12 protein-coding genes are annotated in these 16,595 nt (G+C 51.6%); 1 reads left to right on the top strand and 11 read right to left on the bottom strand.

Annotated features, from left to right (window positions below):
- Nucleotides 1–181: 181 nt before the first annotated feature.
- Nucleotides 182–490, bottom strand: coding sequence for a hypothetical protein (locus tag L6H98_RS07945; protein ID WP_236414149.1), 309 nt, complete (start codon nt 488–490; stop codon nt 182–184).
- A 41-nt stretch (nt 491–531) separates the two neighbouring features.
- Here L6H98_RS07945 and L6H98_RS07940 point away from each other — a divergent pair, with 41 nt between their 5' ends.
- A complete protein-coding gene (locus L6H98_RS07940) occupies nt 532–1,674 on the top strand; it encodes a glycosyl hydrolase family 8 (protein WP_236414148.1) in 1,143 nt (380 codons plus the stop codon).
- A 140-nt stretch (nt 1,675–1,814) separates the two neighbouring features.
- On the opposite strand, the gene L6H98_RS07935 is transcribed toward L6H98_RS07940, so the two are convergent.
- From L6H98_RS07935 to L6H98_RS07890, 10 genes are all read right to left on the bottom strand, one after another.
- Nucleotides 1,815–3,512 (bottom strand): RICIN domain-containing protein, encoded by a 1,698-nt coding sequence (locus L6H98_RS07935; protein WP_236414366.1) that lies wholly within the window; start codon nt 3,510–3,512, stop codon nt 1,815–1,817.
- Between the two features lie 199 nt (nt 3,513–3,711).
- Nucleotides 3,712–4,656 (bottom strand): carbohydrate ABC transporter permease, encoded by a 945-nt coding sequence (locus L6H98_RS07930; RefSeq protein WP_236414146.1) that lies wholly within the window; start codon nt 4,654–4,656, stop codon nt 3,712–3,714.
- A gap of 17 nt (nt 4,657–4,673) precedes the next feature.
- Complete coding sequence (locus L6H98_RS07925; RefSeq protein WP_236414144.1) at nt 4,674–5,519, bottom strand: sugar ABC transporter permease; 846 nt, start codon at nt 5,517–5,519, stop codon at nt 4,674–4,676.
- 53 nt (nt 5,520–5,572) lie between these two features.
- Nucleotides 5,573–8,152 carry a DUF5696 domain-containing protein gene (locus L6H98_RS07920; protein ID WP_236414142.1) on the bottom strand — a complete coding sequence of 860 codons (2,580 nt, stop codon included), beginning with the start codon at nt 8,150–8,152 and terminating at the stop codon, nt 5,573–5,575.
- A gap of 16 nt (nt 8,153–8,168) precedes the next feature.
- Entirely contained in the window at nt 8,169–8,804 is a 636-nt protein-coding gene (locus L6H98_RS07915; RefSeq protein ID WP_236414140.1) for a Yip1 family protein, read from the bottom strand.
- On the bottom strand, nt 8,788–10,251 hold the full coding sequence (locus L6H98_RS07910) for an NHL repeat-containing protein (protein WP_236414138.1): 1,464 nt from the start codon (nt 10,249–10,251) through the stop codon (nt 8,788–8,790). The genes L6H98_RS07915 and L6H98_RS07910 overlap by 17 nt, the downstream gene beginning before the upstream one ends.
- A gap of 15 nt (nt 10,252–10,266) precedes the next feature.
- Complete coding sequence (locus L6H98_RS07905; protein ID WP_236414136.1) at nt 10,267–11,142, bottom strand: carbohydrate ABC transporter permease; 876 nt, start codon at nt 11,140–11,142, stop codon at nt 10,267–10,269.
- 2 nt (nt 11,143–11,144) lie between these two features.
- Nucleotides 11,145–12,101 carry a sugar ABC transporter permease gene (locus tag L6H98_RS07900; RefSeq protein WP_236414134.1) on the bottom strand — a complete coding sequence of 319 codons (957 nt, stop codon included), beginning with the start codon at nt 12,099–12,101 and terminating at the stop codon, nt 11,145–11,147.
- Between the two features lie 19 nt (nt 12,102–12,120).
- Complete coding sequence (locus L6H98_RS07895; RefSeq protein WP_236414132.1) at nt 12,121–15,018, bottom strand: extracellular solute-binding protein; 2,898 nt, start codon at nt 15,016–15,018, stop codon at nt 12,121–12,123.
- A gap of 109 nt (nt 15,019–15,127) precedes the next feature.
- The gene (locus L6H98_RS07890) at nt 15,128–16,483 is read right to left on the bottom strand and encodes an extracellular solute-binding protein (RefSeq protein WP_236414130.1); all 1,356 of its coding nucleotides are present in this window, start codon (nt 16,481–16,483) and stop codon (nt 15,128–15,130) included.
- Between the last annotated feature and the right edge of the window lie 112 nt (nt 16,484–16,595).

Raw genomic sequence — 16,595 nt, 5'->3', positions numbered from 1 at the left:
GTCATTCCGAAAAGTTCGACCCGATATATTCCCATATGTTGATTAAAAATAGTAAGTGGATATCTCCTGCAGTGCGAGCTTCTCCAAACTCGTCATCGATTCGATCCGTGAACCGGTCACCGGGGTCGTAAGTCGTCGCCAAATGTTTAGAAAGCCTATGGAGCTGAAATCACTATTCGATCTATATTCGATCTATATTCGGTCCTTCCGTTCCGGTGGTTATTAATTTCAACGTATTGATCCCTTGGTTCATCGGCACGGAGACCATTTTCTCTCCCCAGGCTCCCCAGTCTCCGGTTGCCGTAAAAGGGGCATTACTGATGACTTTCGTCCCGTTTACAGTTCCATATTTGGAACCGTTCGAACGCCCTACATTGCCTGCACTTACCCTGCAGAGATTGTTAAACGGCATGATCATGCCGTACAAGATCAGGATGCAATGATCCGTGCTTTTCAAAGAAAACGCTTTAATTTGGGTACTGCCTGTCATGCTATAATTTGGCTAAACGTGACCAACGAAGGAGGATATCCATGGCTACCAACGAAAATGGGGCGTTCCATACAGGAGCATACAGGAATTTGTTCCTGGAACTGGGCTATGACGAGAAGGAAATTGAGGCAAAACTGGAGCAGACATGGAACGAGCTGTTCTATGGAGACGAGAATACACGAATTTATTACCCGATGGGTGAGGACAAAGGGTACTTCCTCGACACCGGTAACCACGATGTACGCTCGGAAGGCATGTCTTACGGCATGATGATGGCCGTGCAAATGGATAAGAAAGAAGAATTTGATCGACTCTGGAATTTTTCCCGTACGTATATGCAGCATACCGAAGGCCGATACAAGGATTATTTTGCTTGGCATTGCAAGCCTGACGGTACCCGCCTGTCGCAAGGTCCTGCCCCTGACGGCGAGGAGTTTTTCGCCATGGCCCTGTTCTTTGCCTCCAACCGCTGGGGTGATGGTGCTGCGCCTTACGATTACAAGGAACAAGCCCGAAAAATCCTCCGCGCCTGCATCCATCAAGGTGAAAATGGCGAGGGAGATCCGATGTGGGACCCGGATACCCGGCTGATCAAGTTTGTTCCGGAATCACCATTCAGCGACCCCTCCTACCATCTCCCCCACTTTTACGAACTGTTCGCAATATATGCGGATGAGGGGGATCAAGCCTTCTGGAAGGAAGCAGCGGCGGCAAGTCGGGCTTATCTGCATACCGCCTGTCATCCTGTAACCGGGCTTTCGCCTGAATATGCGAATTACGACGGCTCACCCGCTCCGGTTCAGCCGCATGGTGATTTTAGACATTTTTACAGCGATGCTTACCGGGTTGCGGCAAATATTGCTCTGGATTGGGAATGGTTCCACAAAGATCCGTGGCAGGTCGAACAATCCAATCGGATTCAGTCCTTCTTCAGCGGCATTGACGTATCCGAATATCGTCGATATACCATCGAAGGTGAACCCTTCGACGAACCTTCCCTGCATCCTGTAGGCTTGCTCGCCACGAACGCGATGGCTTCGCTGGCTGCGGACGGTCCGGATGTCGAACCATTCGTTCGCCGGTTCTGGAACACGCCGCTGCGACAAGGAGAACGCCGATACTACGACAATTGCCTATATTTCTTCAGTCTGCTGGCTTTAAGCGGCAGATATCGCATATATTGATTATCCGACAATGATCATCCAACAATGAATCATCGCAAATGGAAATCACACGCATCACATTGCACCACGCAGGCCGAAATTTCAACGAAAAGAGGACCTTTCAGGCATTACGGCCGGAAAGGTCCTCTTTTACATGGATGTTAATTGCTGACGGCAACAAATTTCCATTGTTGATGGAGCCCGCCGGTATAATCGTTTTGCTGCAGCTTTGCTCCGTCTGACGACGAAGCATTCGCCACTTCGATCGCTTTGTTGCTGTTTACGTTGATGATACTCCAGTACCCATTGCCCAGATCGTTAATTTTAAAATGCTGTGCGGTCGTGTTCAGATTGCTCATAAGCTGCACCGCTTCGCCGTTTGTGAGGGTACCGTTGCGAATATCAATCACTTTATCGGGAGAGTTCACGCTGGTCAGCGTGTAGCTTCCGCCACCGATCGAAGTCAGAACCCATTTCTGCGGATTGCCGCCCAGATCGCTCCATTGCTGGAGCTGCAGATTGTTCTGGTTTTGCCCGCCGGGAACATCGATGACCTTATTCGAATGTCTGGCTACAATTTTGTACGTTGCGCCTGATACAAGCCCGGTTGTCGGTCCACCACCATTTCCGCCGCCGGGATACGTTTGTGCACGTTCATGATACCAGTTGAACAGGAAACGGCCCATCGCGCTCCGCGAAGCATCCCCATCCCATTTCAGTCCTGCCGTAGGGTCAGCAAAAGAGCTGCGTTGACCCGGCTCCAGAATGAAGCCGTTCATATGGGCAGCGATGCTGACATTACCTGCCGCATTGAAGATCGTTTTCGTATTGGTGCCGAAACCTTCGTTGCTGCCATTAAACAAGTTCCAGTATGCTGAGTCGCCGGGTTTATTCTTAAACCAGGTTACTTCGGTAATGTTGATCGGATATTTGTCTGCGGCCGCCTTGACGTTCGTATTCCATTGATCCTGCAAGATCGAAAAGTTATCATATGCGCCGTAACCAGGATACCAGTGCACGGCATATCCGTAGTTGTTCAGCGGGTCAGTCAAAGGATGGCTTGCCGTCAGACTATAGAATTGGTTGTAGCCCAGACCTGCCGCCCAGATCACATTGTCCGCGCCTTGGCTGCGAATCGTCGAGATGATGGAATTCTGAAAGTTACGCAGATCATTCCAGTGATCGACAAAGTCGTTTTCCCCGTTGTAGCCGCCCCAATGTCCATTGGCGTATGACTTCACCGGCTCGTTAATCAGCTCGAAGTGGACATTGTCCGCACTTTTAATCTCTGGACGGGAAGCGAGATAACCCCAGATTTGATTGAACTTTTGCAGATTGGCAGCGGTCGTTGCCTGATCATCCTTCAACGTGAAGTCAAGACCCAGGACAACGTATACACCTTTTGTCTTGGCATACTGAATATACGGAATAATGACGTTCTGCGTAACGGTCTGCACACCGGCAAAATTGTATGTACCCGCCGCCACATCACCCATGTCCTGACGATCAATGAACAGACGAACCTGATTCATATTCCAGCCATGATTGCTGCCGTATTTCGGACTTGTGTCCGCAAACGTATCGGTAATGTCTTTCAGGTAGGCCAGTGTAGCCGCATGACGGTTGTTGCCGTGCAGATTAAGATAGTAATTGCTGTCCTGATACGTCCAATAGGCACCAGACGGTTGATGCCAGCCGTTCAGAAGCACAGGCTGATTGTTGCTGTTCACCAGATGTTTGCCGCTGACGTGAAGCTTGCCCATAGGCATGCCCACCCATGCCTCGGCACTGCCGCCTCCCCATGGAGCAATCGTGATCAGTAAAGCCATAACGAGTAAAAGTTTACAAGACATCCACATCTTCTTCACTTTGGATCCTCCTCTCATGATCGATGGCTTTCCCTTATTCGATATGTGTTGAATTCAAGCACAGCTTTCACGAGCCGTTCATATCCGTTGGTGCCCGCTCCCGCACCCCGTTCCATCCGTGCAGCTGCATGAATTTCCCTCCTTCCACGGTTTATTTTTAAGTCTCCAGTTTTACTGTACCGGCCAAACGTTAGCCAACGATCCCCGTACGTTCCACACTTTCCACGAAATAACGCTGCACGAACAGATAGATGACGATCAAAGGCAGAATGGCAAGCAATATCCCCGTATCCTGGATCATGCTGAGATAGAAAGGGTCTGCCTTGGAGGCTCCATCACTCACTTGCTGCGCCAGATTGTATGGAAGCGATGACAGTTGGGTCGACATGACTTTGCTTGATGTCAGATACGTGGTCGTGTAGAAACTGTCATTCCACTGCCATACAAAGGAAAACAGCATCACGGTCACCATGGACGGAATCGCATTCGGCAGCATGATTCGGGCAAAGGTTCGCCCGATGCCTGCACCGTCCACGTAGGCAGCCTCCTCCACTTCCTTCGGGATGCCGCGGAAGAACTGCCGGAAGATGAAAATATACAATCCGGCTTTAAGCGAATTGGCCGTAATGGCGGTCAGAATGAACGGCCAGTAGGTGTTCAGCAGATTCACCGGTTTGCCGGCAATAAGTGTCATCAGGCCCATCAGGTCAAAGCTTTTCAGATTCAGATACACCGGAATCAGGATGGTCGTTGGCGGAACGAGAATCGTGAGAATGACGCCCGCGAACAGCAAGTTGCTCCCCTTGAACTTCAATCGTGCGAAACCATATCCGGCAAGAGCACAGGACGCTGTCGTCAAGAGCGTTGTCGTAGCTGACAGCGCGAAGGTATTGAACAGCGTCGCCCAGTAATCCATCACCCGAATGGCCTGCTGGAAGTTATCCAGCGAGAAATTTTGGGGAATCCATACCACCACCGCGGAATACAGATCACCCTTGTCTTTGATGGACGTAGAGATTTTCTGGAATATCGGGAAGAGGATAACAAAGGAAAGTCCGGTAATCAGTACGAACCGAATGACAGACCAGAGCCAGCCTTTCCAATGTTCCAGCGATAATAATCGTGAAGTGGTCACGCTGAACGTCCTCCTTTCTAATCTTGATAGAAGACTCGTTTCGAGAAAATGATGGATACAATCACGAGAATGATGGCAATGGCCAGGAAATACACCCATGCCATAGCAGAGCTTAGACCGAAGTCGAACTTCACGAATCCGGTATCCCGGATCAGTTCAGTCATGGCATTATTGGCGAATGAGTCGATAATCGTATAGATGGCGTTGACAAAGATCAGCGGGCTGACCATCGGGAACGTAATTTTCCAGAAGGCTTCGTATCCGGTGGCCCCCTCCATTTTGGATGCCTCGTAGAGCTGAGGCGAGATCGTCTGAATGCCTGCCAAAAAGATCAAAATTTGCACGCCTGACTGGCTGACAATCTGATAGATCCGATCGACGGCACTGCTCAGATACGTCACGATCCATTCGCTTACCCCGGCATCCAGCATCAGATATTCCAGCTCAAATGTACCTAGTGCGCTTCCGCCGGTGCTGTTTTGATTAACGGCATCAATCAAGCTGGTGCTCTCCAGCGACATGATGACTCCCGAAGCCAGAATAACGGGCAGGAAAAAGATGGAGCGTGCCACGGCCCGGCCTCTGAACTTCTGGTTCAGGATGACGGCGAGAAACAGGCTGAATATGACGATGAGAGGCACATTGACGAGCACATCGGTAACGGACTCGATCAGCGCGCGGTTAAAGCTTGTATTGACGGTGAGTGCCTGAATATAGTTGGCGACACCAGTGAATTGAATGGCAATGCCTTCCGCATTGGCCTGAATCGCACTCATGCTGTAACGCAGAGACGCCAGCAGCGGGATAAAGAAAAACAAAACAAATCCGACCAGCCACGGAAGCACGTAGATGACGCCCCACATGGCTTTCTGTTGAGCATACGTACGACTTCCCCATTTCCATTTCAGGAGCGTCTTCAGAGCTGCTCACCACCAGTCATATAGCTTTGAGCTTCCACGGTTTGGTTCTCAACCTTTACAGGAAAGTCATTATAATTCACGATCACGAAGCCACCGCCGTCATAAGTTGTTCGATACACACCTTCCGCCAATGATTCATGCGATTTCATGGAACGCCCGGCAAATGGCTGATTGATCTGATTGACCTCGTTATACATCTCGGCAGCCAGATCTACCCATTGCTCGTAGTTTGCCGCGTACAGATCGTCATAGTCGGTCTGTTTGACCACATGGTTCGGCGCATTAAACCAGGCGAAGTACGGGCTCGCACCATATTCAATCAGCTTCAATACATACTGTCTCGGGTTCGTATAGGTCGAGAGATTGTATGGAGAGCCGGTGTAACTGATATTTCCGTGAACGACCAATTGGAAGAACGGAACCTCTTCATCCTCCAGTTTGAATTGGCTGCTGCTCATCGGAGCATCCGTCAACCCAGTAACATAAGGCAGTGCGTAGCCATTGCCGCCTTCGGCCACAACGGAGCCTGCCTGCTGTTTGATCCGTTCCAGCGCTTTGGTGACCACGCCCAACGCTTCCGTTCGATCCAGCAGCTTCTTCGGGTTCATGTCGCTATTCAGCTGCTCAGCCAGATCTTTCAGGCTCAGTGATTGCGAGTGCTCCTCTTTTTGAATAGACTTCATCTCTTCCAGCATCTCTTCCGTCAGCTGATTCAGCTTGTTGGGCGAGAGTACATAGGATGGAGATCGGTCCCGATCCCGTTGCTGCAAAGCCTGATTCATCGGATATACCACAGCCGGTTCTTGGGTTAACGTTCGAGATGCCTCTCTGGACGGTTTGAACCCTTTCTTGGATTGCACATTCAGCAGAGCCACATCCGGATAAAACCCGATTCCCGCTTCCCTTGCATAATCGCTAAAATCGCGCATGCCCTTCTTCCCGCCAATCGCGCCGTCCACCGAGATGGAATCCGGCAGACGGTGATGCAGCCCATCGTTGAACCATCCGGCGTAGCGAACCTGAATGTTCGACACGTTCTTCTCCTTCAGCGTGGACAGGATCTGCTTGGCTTCCTCAAAGGTCGTAAGTGCCTCCGTAGAATCGTAAGGAATCCCCAGCATATGCTGCCGGGTTGTCATGCCTCCAATCAATTTCAGATAAAATGGAATGCCCGGCTGCTCTTCGCCTGCTTGCTGTTCGGGAAGTCCGCCGGTTTGCAGCAGATAATTCCGATACAATGCGGCGAGTCCCGAGTACGAAGCCTTCTCCGCACCAACGAAAGCGTATCTGACAACAAAGTCCGAGGCTGTCGGCCTCTTCTGAAATTTCGGAAGCGTACGCACCATATCGCTGGCCTGAAGCGTCACATCGCTCTTGTTCACGACATAGAAGCTGGGATAAACGTTGTTGTAGCTGTTCAGCTTGCCGCTGATATCCGCATTCACCACGGCCACAGCGTCACCTTCCTCGATGATTCCCAAAAAAGCTCCCTCTTCCCGAATCAGTCCAAAGACCGGCAATCTCGCTTTGGTTTCATTCGAGCCGGCTTCCCGGAGCTTCATCGTCAAGTCCTGACCGTAAATATCTTGCTGATAACCGGGATACTGGATTTTGCCATTATTAAAATGGATCAAGGCTCCCGAGCCGTCCGGTACAAATATGGAGCCTTTTTCATTCGTCCCTCCGGCTCCGAAATATTCCAGTACGGATATGGTGTTGATCGGGTATTCCTCCGGAAAATGAATGCCGGATGCAGGTACACGCACCAGCAGATTCTCGCCATCCAGTTCATATTCCAAAGTCATCATGAAGAGCCGCGGTCCGCTGCGCTCCTGATCAATCCCATGTTCGGCATTGTCCTGTGCCAGGTCTTCTTCCGTGTATCCGGCCGCGTCAAAAGCCTTAAGGGCACGGGACAGCTGAAGTCCCTGCAGTGCCTTGTCAATTCGAACGTAGACACCTTCGTCCTTATCCTCCGTATAACCGATCTTCAAGGCGCGTTCCCCGGCCTTGTCGAGCTGTGCCAACAGCTTCTGCTCAAATCGTTCCTTGCTGATTTTGACCGGCAAGTCTTCAATCGAGCGCTCGGTGCTCCCGAACTGATAGTGAACCCGAACCCCGTTTGGCATCGCCTCATAGCTAACCTGCTTATGTCCGATGCTATCTGTAAACGAGTTCACCGTGCTGCTTTGGCCCTGGCTGTTGAAGAAGCTGAGCCTTGCTTGTGACGACAGGAGGTCTTTGTTGATGCCTGCCGCAACTCCGTCCTGCTCCCGGTCTGCAGGATTGCTGCGCCAGATTTGTCCGCTCTCTCTGTGCAGGACAGCAATCTCTGCAGTCTCTTCATTTATAAACAACCGTAAGGCTTCATTCCCGGCAATGCCAATCATGCCTTGAAGACGAGCATCGCTAAAGGAAGATTTCAGTTTTTCTCCGAGAGGCAGGGAGGGAAGATCGGTCTGTTCTACAGCGGCCGCCTCGCGAGCTTGCGGTGATGGCGAGAACTGGCAACCGCTTAGAAGCAGACTGCCAATGAGCAGCATTCCGGTTATTTTTTTCGCTACAGCATATTTCACTGGATGTCCTCCTTCCTTAGCCCCGAAGCACGAATTCCTGATAGATGGTGAAGACAAACGATACGATCTGCTGCACGAGACTGAAAAATAGCAGGCACAGAAAGGCCATAAAAGCCATGGCAGCCAGTGTAAGCAGCATCGTAAGCACCGTCTTCGCCGGCGTGTACTGGTGAACGGTCATGTTGCCCACGAATAACAGATACACCGTCCAGGCAACGGCAAGCGCATTGGAGAAATAATAAAAGGCTGCTTCCTGCGCGGAAATGACGAGACTCAGCCAGATCCACGGAAAATGAATCAGGAGCAGCGGCACCAGTGCAAAACACGTCGACATAAAAATTTCCGAAAACTTACCTTCTCCGTCCATCAGGGTGGTTAACGACCAGTTGGCCACACACCAGAACAGGATCGGGATCACGACATACAACACTTCAAGCAGACTATTCAAATACTTGGGATTGTTAAAATTAATGAGAAAGCCGCTGTACTGGGCATGCAAAATTTTGGTAACCACCAGCAGCAGCATGATCATGCAGGCTATCAGCAATGTCGTTCGTTGATTGCGTTCATATTTCAGTTCCCAATATCCGTCGAAAGGGTGAAAGATGAGATGCAGCGGATACTGGTAAAGCTGCTTACTTGGCGCTTGCATTCGTTATCCTCCTTTTATGCCTGCGAACGATGACGACGGTGACAAACGCAGCTGCAGCCAGGAATAAACCGGACATCATCCACGAGAAATGCTCGCGCATCAGTTCTTTGCGGAACAGAAGAAATGCTTTCGAATACCCCTGCCGCTCCATGCTCCGTTTAAAATATTGCGCTGATTCGGCATACTCCTTCTGGCGAAGCAGCGATTTGCCAATGCCCGCATAGGCATACTCCAGATTCGCATTCATTTCGGCAGCCTTGGCGAAGAGCATCGAGGATTGGTCCTCGTCGCCGTTGTAATAACTGCGTACCGCTTCATGCAACGTGCGACCGTACTCCGTTGTCTGGAATACCGTAATCTCACCGAGCGCCTTATCCAGCACAAGCATCCGGTCTCCTGCACGTTCCAATGCGACCGGCGTGTTAAACTGTCCCAACCGATTGCCAATGCCGCCAAAAATATGGAGCAGGTATCCGTCGCCGTTATAAGTGAAAATTCGTCCTCTGCTGGAGTCGAGCACGGAATACATGTCGCTGTCTCCTACATCTACATCAACCAGGCGCGAAGGCCCTGCTTCGTTCGTGTACATCAGATCGCCTTGGGGGTAATGATACCCTTGTCTGCGCAAAATATCGGTGCCCTGGGCGTTCAGCTTCTTGATCGGATCTTTGCCGCGGTCGCCGCTTGTGGCGTAGATGAACCCCTCTTCATCCAGATCCAGGTTGGTGAACTCCGTCGGCGTAAACATCACCATCTGACTGCGCTGCTCGCGCGTGGCCAACCGTTTCCACAAATACTCCACCGGATCAACCTGAACCCTGTTCGCTCCGATAAAGGAGGAAAATGTGCCGTCCGCACTGAACTCCATGAATCCGTCGAATACACCCGCCGCCATGACGTAAATCCGTTCTCCCTGATCCATGACAACCCGCACGGGTTTGAATTGAAAATCCGCTTGTAACAGATCCGATTTCGGTTCAGCCACAATTTTGACCAGATGGCCTTGTTCATCCAGATGAACGACCCGGTGATTGTCGGTGTCCGCAACGAGGAGATCTCCTTTTTTACTGACATAGATCCCTTGCGGATTGTTGAACTGCTCCTCCTTGCCCGCCCGTTCAAAGGAATCAATCGTCCGCACCAGCTTCAGATCGCGATCCAGCTCCACGATGCGGCCATTGCCGGAATCCAGTACGAACACACGCTGATCCGCTGTGACATGCATGTCGCTCGGTTCTTTGAACGCACCGGTGTCCAGTTTATTGCCCGTGATGATGGACGTGGCCTCATACGCCGCCGGCGCCGGAACGGAATCGCCCCAGTAGGAGTATTGGTAAGCATCCTGCTTGCCGTCTGCACTTGCCGGTTCAGCCGCTTGGCTGAACAACAGGAGGCAGACCATGCCCATCATGATCCAGCTGCGCTTGTTCCATGTGCTTTTCCGCACCTCGCTGCCTCCTCTCTACTCTTTCATGCCCGATGTAGCCATCGTCTGCATAACGCTGCTCTGGGAGATGATGAACAGGGTGATCGGCACGATCATGAGCAGCAGCGCAACCGCAGCACCCACCCCTGCTCTCGCAATCCCTCCCTGAACAATCTGGCTGAGCGCATAATGCAATGTTTTGAGGTTTTCACTGTAAATAAAACTTCCGCCGTCCGTTCCCCAGAGGGCCGGAAACTGCAAAATCATCAGTGTGAGCCAGGCCGGCTTTACATTAGGCATCACGATGCTCCAAAATATCCGGTATTCATTGGCCCCGTCGATTTTGGCTGCCTCCAGCAGCGCATCGGGAATTTGCTCCATGAACTGCTTCATCAGGAAGAGCCCCAGCGAGAACGCAAGCGACGGCACGATAATGGAGGCATGCGTATTGATCCAGCCGAGCCAGGACATGACCATGTAGTTCGGGATCGCTGTGACATGGGGCGAGAACATGAGCGACAAAATGATAATGGTGAACAACACTCTGGAGCCGGGAAAGCGATATTTCGCCAGCGGATAAGCGGCCGCTGAGGCCAGAAGAATATGCCCCACCGTTCCCAATATCGTAATAAGCAATGTATTCGCGATATAGCGGGATAACGGTACCCACGAATTGCCCATCAGATTGATCAGATCTGCGAAATTCTCCGTTGTCGGATTGTTCACCCAGAAGCGCGGCGGAAAAATAAACAGCTCATCCAATGGCTTGAATGCATTGTTAACGGCATAGATGAGCGGCAGCACCATAAATGATCCAAACACGGCCAGCAGGGCAAACAGCATCAGGCTGACGGCAAATGACCGATTCAGTCTTTTTGGCATGCCTAACGCGGCACGTACTTTGCTGGTCATCGTCATTCACCTATCTTTCTCAGCATTTTTTGCGTCAGAACGTTCGTGCCAAGCATCAGTGCAAACAGCACCGTTGCGATGGCCGAGGCATATCCCATCTCGAAGCGAATGGTGCCGAAGTCCATCAAGTGGGTAACGACCGTATGCGCCGCATAGTTGACGCTTGGGAAGCCGGCCAGGGCGATCGAAATTTCGGCTACGGCGAACGAAGCCGTAATCTGCATCACGGCACCGAACATGAGCTGGGGTCTCATCGATGGCAGCGTAATGTACCAGAGCTCCTGCCAGCGGTTTTTGATCCCGTCTACCGTACCGGCTTCCACCAGAGATCGGTCAATCGTCTGCAGACCTGCGATAAACGCCAGAAAGCTGGTTCCCAGACTAAGCCACAGCTGAACAATAATGACGATGGCCAGCACGTATTTCTCGTTTGCGAGCCATTGCACGGGTTCCAGGATGACGCCCAGCCGCATCAGGAAACCATTCATGTACCCGTAGCTGTCACCGGAGAAGATGATCAGCCAGATGAAGAACACGTTGCCTGATATGGACGGCGCGTAGAAAACCAGCGTCATGACCGCCCGGATTTTGGGCGACAGTTCGTTGATGATCCATGCAAACAAAAAACAGGCAATATAACTGACAGGGCCAGTGATAACGGCGAACAGGAGCGTATTTTTCAGCGCAATCAAAAAGACGTCGTCGCCCAGAAAAAGACGTGAATAGTTCTGCCAGCCGATAAAACGCGGCACCTCCAGCATATTGAAGTGGAAAAAGCTGAGGCCTAGCGAAATGCCGACTGGAATGACAGTGAACAGGAAAAAGATCAACATAAACGGCGCCATCAATACGTAATAGTGCCTGCTGAGGTACAGATCCCGTTTCAAAAGGGACCACCAGCCCGCCGGACGCGTATGGACGGCAGGAGCGGCTGCTGTCTTGGTTGTTTTGGCTTGCAACCGTTACCCTCCCTTCCTTCTACTTCAGATTGAATTCCTTGCGCTTCAACTCAATTTCATCATCGATATACAGGACATAGTCCGATAGGGCCTCACGCGGATTTTCGTTGGCGTTGACGACCTTGCGGAACGCATTATCCAGATGCCTGCCTGTGAAATAACCTCCCGGAAGCTGCGGGATACCTTGTACCCATTCCCATTGCTTCTCCAAATTCCGATAATCTTTCACAGGCCAAGGCAGCTGCTCCAGCGCCTTGATATTGGCTGTCGGGTAGCGGGCCGCCGCGCCCATGAGACCTTCCATTTCTCTTCCGTATTCCATCTGGGTCTGCTCATCGGTCCACCATTTCATAAACTTCCAGGCGGCTTCCTTGTTGGCCGCGTTTTCGAGCATCATCACAGCGCTGGTCGCACTGGCTACCTCATGCCTTACAGAGCCGTCGGGGAGCTGAGTGCCTGGTACAATGGTAAAATCCCAGAGGTTGCGAATTTCCGGAGCCATGACCGTAAGCATGTTGTACGTAGTGTAATCGGCGATGCCGATCGGCATCTCCCCGGTGCGGAAACGGTTTGGAAAGTCGGCCTTGAGCGGAAATTTGTAATTGGTATAGAACTGGGTCCAGCGTTTGAACGCATCCATCGAAATTTCCGAATCCAGCGCGCTCTTCTTCTGATCTTCCGTATAGAAGGTGCCGTCATTCTGATACAACAGCATCGCAAAAGTCGAGTTCGGAACCAGATTGGCATTGTTCAGCGTATCCTCGATGGGCAGATAGAACTCCATGTTGTGCTTTTGCAGGACAGCGATAGCGTTATAGACGTCCTCCCACGTCTTCGGCGGTTCGAGACCCAGCTCGTTCAGAATATCTTTGCGGTAAAAAAGCATCGGAAAATGCTGCTGCTCCGGCAGCGCATAGACTCCTCCGTTATAACGGTAGGGCGTCAGCCCGCTTTCGCGGAATCTGCCCGAGATTTCCTCAAAATCCGGGAATTTGCTCAGATCGGCTGCCGCATTTCTCATCGCATAGTTCACGGGGATATCTTCGCCCATTTGCATCGCTACGTCCGGACCTTCCCCAGCGAGCGTGGCAGGCAGCAAAATATTAGGTGGAACGAGCCGCAATTGCACGGACACATCCGTATCCGGGGTAAACGAATCGTCGATCAAACCCTTGAGCACCTGGGCCTGATCCCGTCCGGTCGTAATCCAGACGGTAATCGCGTCCTTCTTTTGCTCCACATTGCCGATGCTGTCGTAATCTTCGGTATAGGATGCGACATATGCACCCAGTTCGTGCTTCACCTGCTGGATCGCCGTCGCTTCCGCCTTCGGCAATGGCTCGCCCGGCGGGGATACGAGAAGGTAATCCAGCGTAATCGGCTGTTCGCGTACGGACAAAATCCAGGTACCGAGGCCGCCTACGTTAATCTTGAACGTATCGAGCCGTTTCGGAACCGTCTCCGGTCTGGCTGCCATATCTTTAAGCTGGACCACCATCGCATTCAGAACGGCGACTTTATCGCTCTGCTCTCCGGTTGCTTGTTCCAGATACGCGGCTACAGAGCTAAGCGTTGCCGCCTGCCGTTCAAAGACCTCCGTCATCTCCGGAATGCGGCGTTCCAGCTGGTAATCCCGGAGCGGATCGGGCTTATTGGAGGTGATCATCAATATTTTGCGATACATCCCATTCAGTTCCAGTACGCTGGATTCCACGGTGCGCAGAAGCGGAGCGATGTCGCCGAGCGTGACCGTCATCCGTATGCGATGTGTTCCTTTTTCGAGATGGAATTGATAGGGCTGGTCTTCTCCGGCTCCCAGTACTTGCGTTTGCCAGGATGGACTGTAATTAAAACGAATGCGTTTCATTTCCTTGAACGGCACTTTGCCGTCAATCGTCAGACTGCGGGTCGCATAGATGCCGCGAAGTTGATCCTGCTTTACTTTTAGCGCGATTTGATACAATCCGTCCTCCGGCACGTCGATCTCCCATTCGATCCATTCACCGGGCAGCTTCCAGTTGATGCCGCCGATGGCGTTGATGCGAATTTTGGATACGTCATACGGCTCCAGCGAAGGGCTGGAACGATCCGAGATCGGTGCAAGCGTAGGCGAGGATTTGCTTGCAGCCTGTTCTGCCTGGACCTTCAGCATGACCGGACCGGCCGGTTTCAAGCCGCGCGTTTCATAACTCGCCCGCAAGTCTGCATAGGACGGAACATCCTCCTCCTGATACAGCTCGATATAATCGATCGCCATGCTCTCCCGGAGCGAAGTGAGCGATAGCTGCTGTTTGCCCTTTTCAAAATAAAACTGGAACGGTTCCTCGAAGTAACCTGCGCTGTCCCTGAAGGAAGCGAGCTGCCACTCCGGCTGTTCCACTTGCCTCGGTCTGAGATCGTTGCCGCGATCGTCCCGGCGAACGTTATCTTCGCGATTGCCCCACACCCTGTCGAACAGCAGGACGTCAGCCCCCCTGAACGGAACCTGTCCGTTTATCTCCAGTCTGCGTTCGATGCCGGAACTCTTGCCCTCTACCGGATAATAATGGATGCGAACATGGTACAAACCACTCCATTGAACGGGAACATCCCAGCGAATGGTTCCGGTTTCGGGTGTAATGACGGCACTGCCGTCCAATCCGGCATATCCCTGCACCACTTCAAACGTTCCACCCTCCGTCCGAACATAAGACTCGCCTTCAATCCGCACCACGTTATCCGGTTTGGGAGTGTTCTGATGACCCGCCAGATAATGTTCATAGCTGCTTTCATCGTCCGTATTGGAGATCGCTTCAAAATCTTCAAGCGCATGAGCCGTGCCCGGAGTACGATCCCGCGATGGATAGATGGTCCATATCGAGAACACCAAGGCCAGGACAAGCAACAGGATTAGTCCCTTTTTCTTACGTGACCGCATGTCTGAATGTATCCCCTTTCCTCTAGGCGTAGCGACAATGGGACGATGGACTGATCCGGACAGACCGCGCCATGACTGGTGCGTTCTGCCCGTGATTTAGTAAAATGGTTTATTTATATACCTCATCAATCGCGGCCTGGAAAGGAGCCTTGTATTTCTCGATCAGAGTGGATACGGATACCCCTTCTTTGAGCTCCGCATCAAAATCCCAGTAAGGCAAGGACGGGAAGGTGTTATGGTCGAGAACAAGCATGCCCTCAGCGACCTTTCTGGCGTTGTTGATGTCCGCCTCGTCGGTCAGATGCGTCTCCAGCGTGGACTGACCGGGATACTCGTAGATCGAATCGATCTCGTTGATTTTTTCCCAGATGTACATCAGTTGTTCCGGATTCTCCACCGCTTTAGGGATGGTGATCGCTTGGTAACGCGATTCGCCGGAGTGATACGCCGATGCGCTTGGTCCTTTTGGAAACGGCACAAAACCGATATCATAATCCTTCATGTCCGTCATAATGCCTTCGACTTCGTACATCGCACCTGCATACATCAAGGTATTGCCTTGACGGAAGAAGGTGGAAGGTTCTGTCCAGTCGCCACCCTCAGTTGGTCTGCCAACCTTTTCTGTTGCCAGCTTGGACAGGAAGTTCAGTGCTTCTTTCGTCTTGGGATCCTCCAGGTTCTGCTTATCCTCTTTGGTCAGAGAAGCTTCGTTGGAGTACAGGATCGGTTCAAGCAGACCCGTTTGAGCGAGTCCCCACGTGTCCAGCTTGCCATCATTGTTACGATCCTTGTTCGCTTGTTTCGCAACGCTGAGGAACGTATCCCAGTTCCATTCATCGGCATCCACATATTCCTGCAGCGGCTTCAAACCAAGTTCCTGCATAAGCGTTCGGTTATAGAAAATCCCGTTGATAAAGGAGGATTGATCTTCGGTAAAACCGTAGCCTCTGCCTTCATATTGCATATACTCGTTGGTCGTTTTTTGATTGAACACCTTATCGTTCTTGGTATACTCATCCACCGGCCATAACAGATCCTGTTTGGTCAATGCCGGAATGGCATAGTTTTTGCCCAGTCTCACCAAATCGCCCAGCGGTTCCCCTGCCATCAGCGAAGCAACCACTTTTTCCTGGTATTCTCCGAAATCGATGGAGATGTATTCAATATTGAAGTTATGTTTTTTCTTCAGTGCTTCAAGGTTCTCCAGGCGCTGAATGTTATCCGGGTTGTTACCCTGGATCTCCATATCCCACCAAGCAACAACCTTGATGGTTCTGCCACCCATGTCAAAGTCCATCTCCGGCGTTGAATTTTCATTTTTGGGCTCGGTTTCCGCGGTGTTTTGTTCCTCCTGCGGTGCCGGCTTTTCCGGCTCCGGTTGTGCGGTCGGAGCAGAACTGCATGCAGCAATCATCAGCATGACCGCAAATACAAGGCTCAGCAGCATAAACTTGTTGTTTCTCATCGTCTTCCCCCCTGATTGTCGTTTGCTCCCACAGTGTATCCCTCATATGAAAACGCAAACAACCCGCCGAAATGCAGGTATTCACCCGGTCAAATTATAGAAAGGCATGCTA

Origin of the sequence: Paenibacillus sp. JJ-223 (genome assembly GCF_927798175.1) — a bacterium.
In the GTDB taxonomy this organism is placed as follows: domain Bacteria; phylum Bacillota; class Bacilli; order Paenibacillales; family Paenibacillaceae; genus Paenibacillus; species Paenibacillus hubeiensis.
The sequence above is the reverse complement of the archived record's forward strand: the minus strand, read 5'-3'. Positions and strand labels throughout refer to the sequence as shown.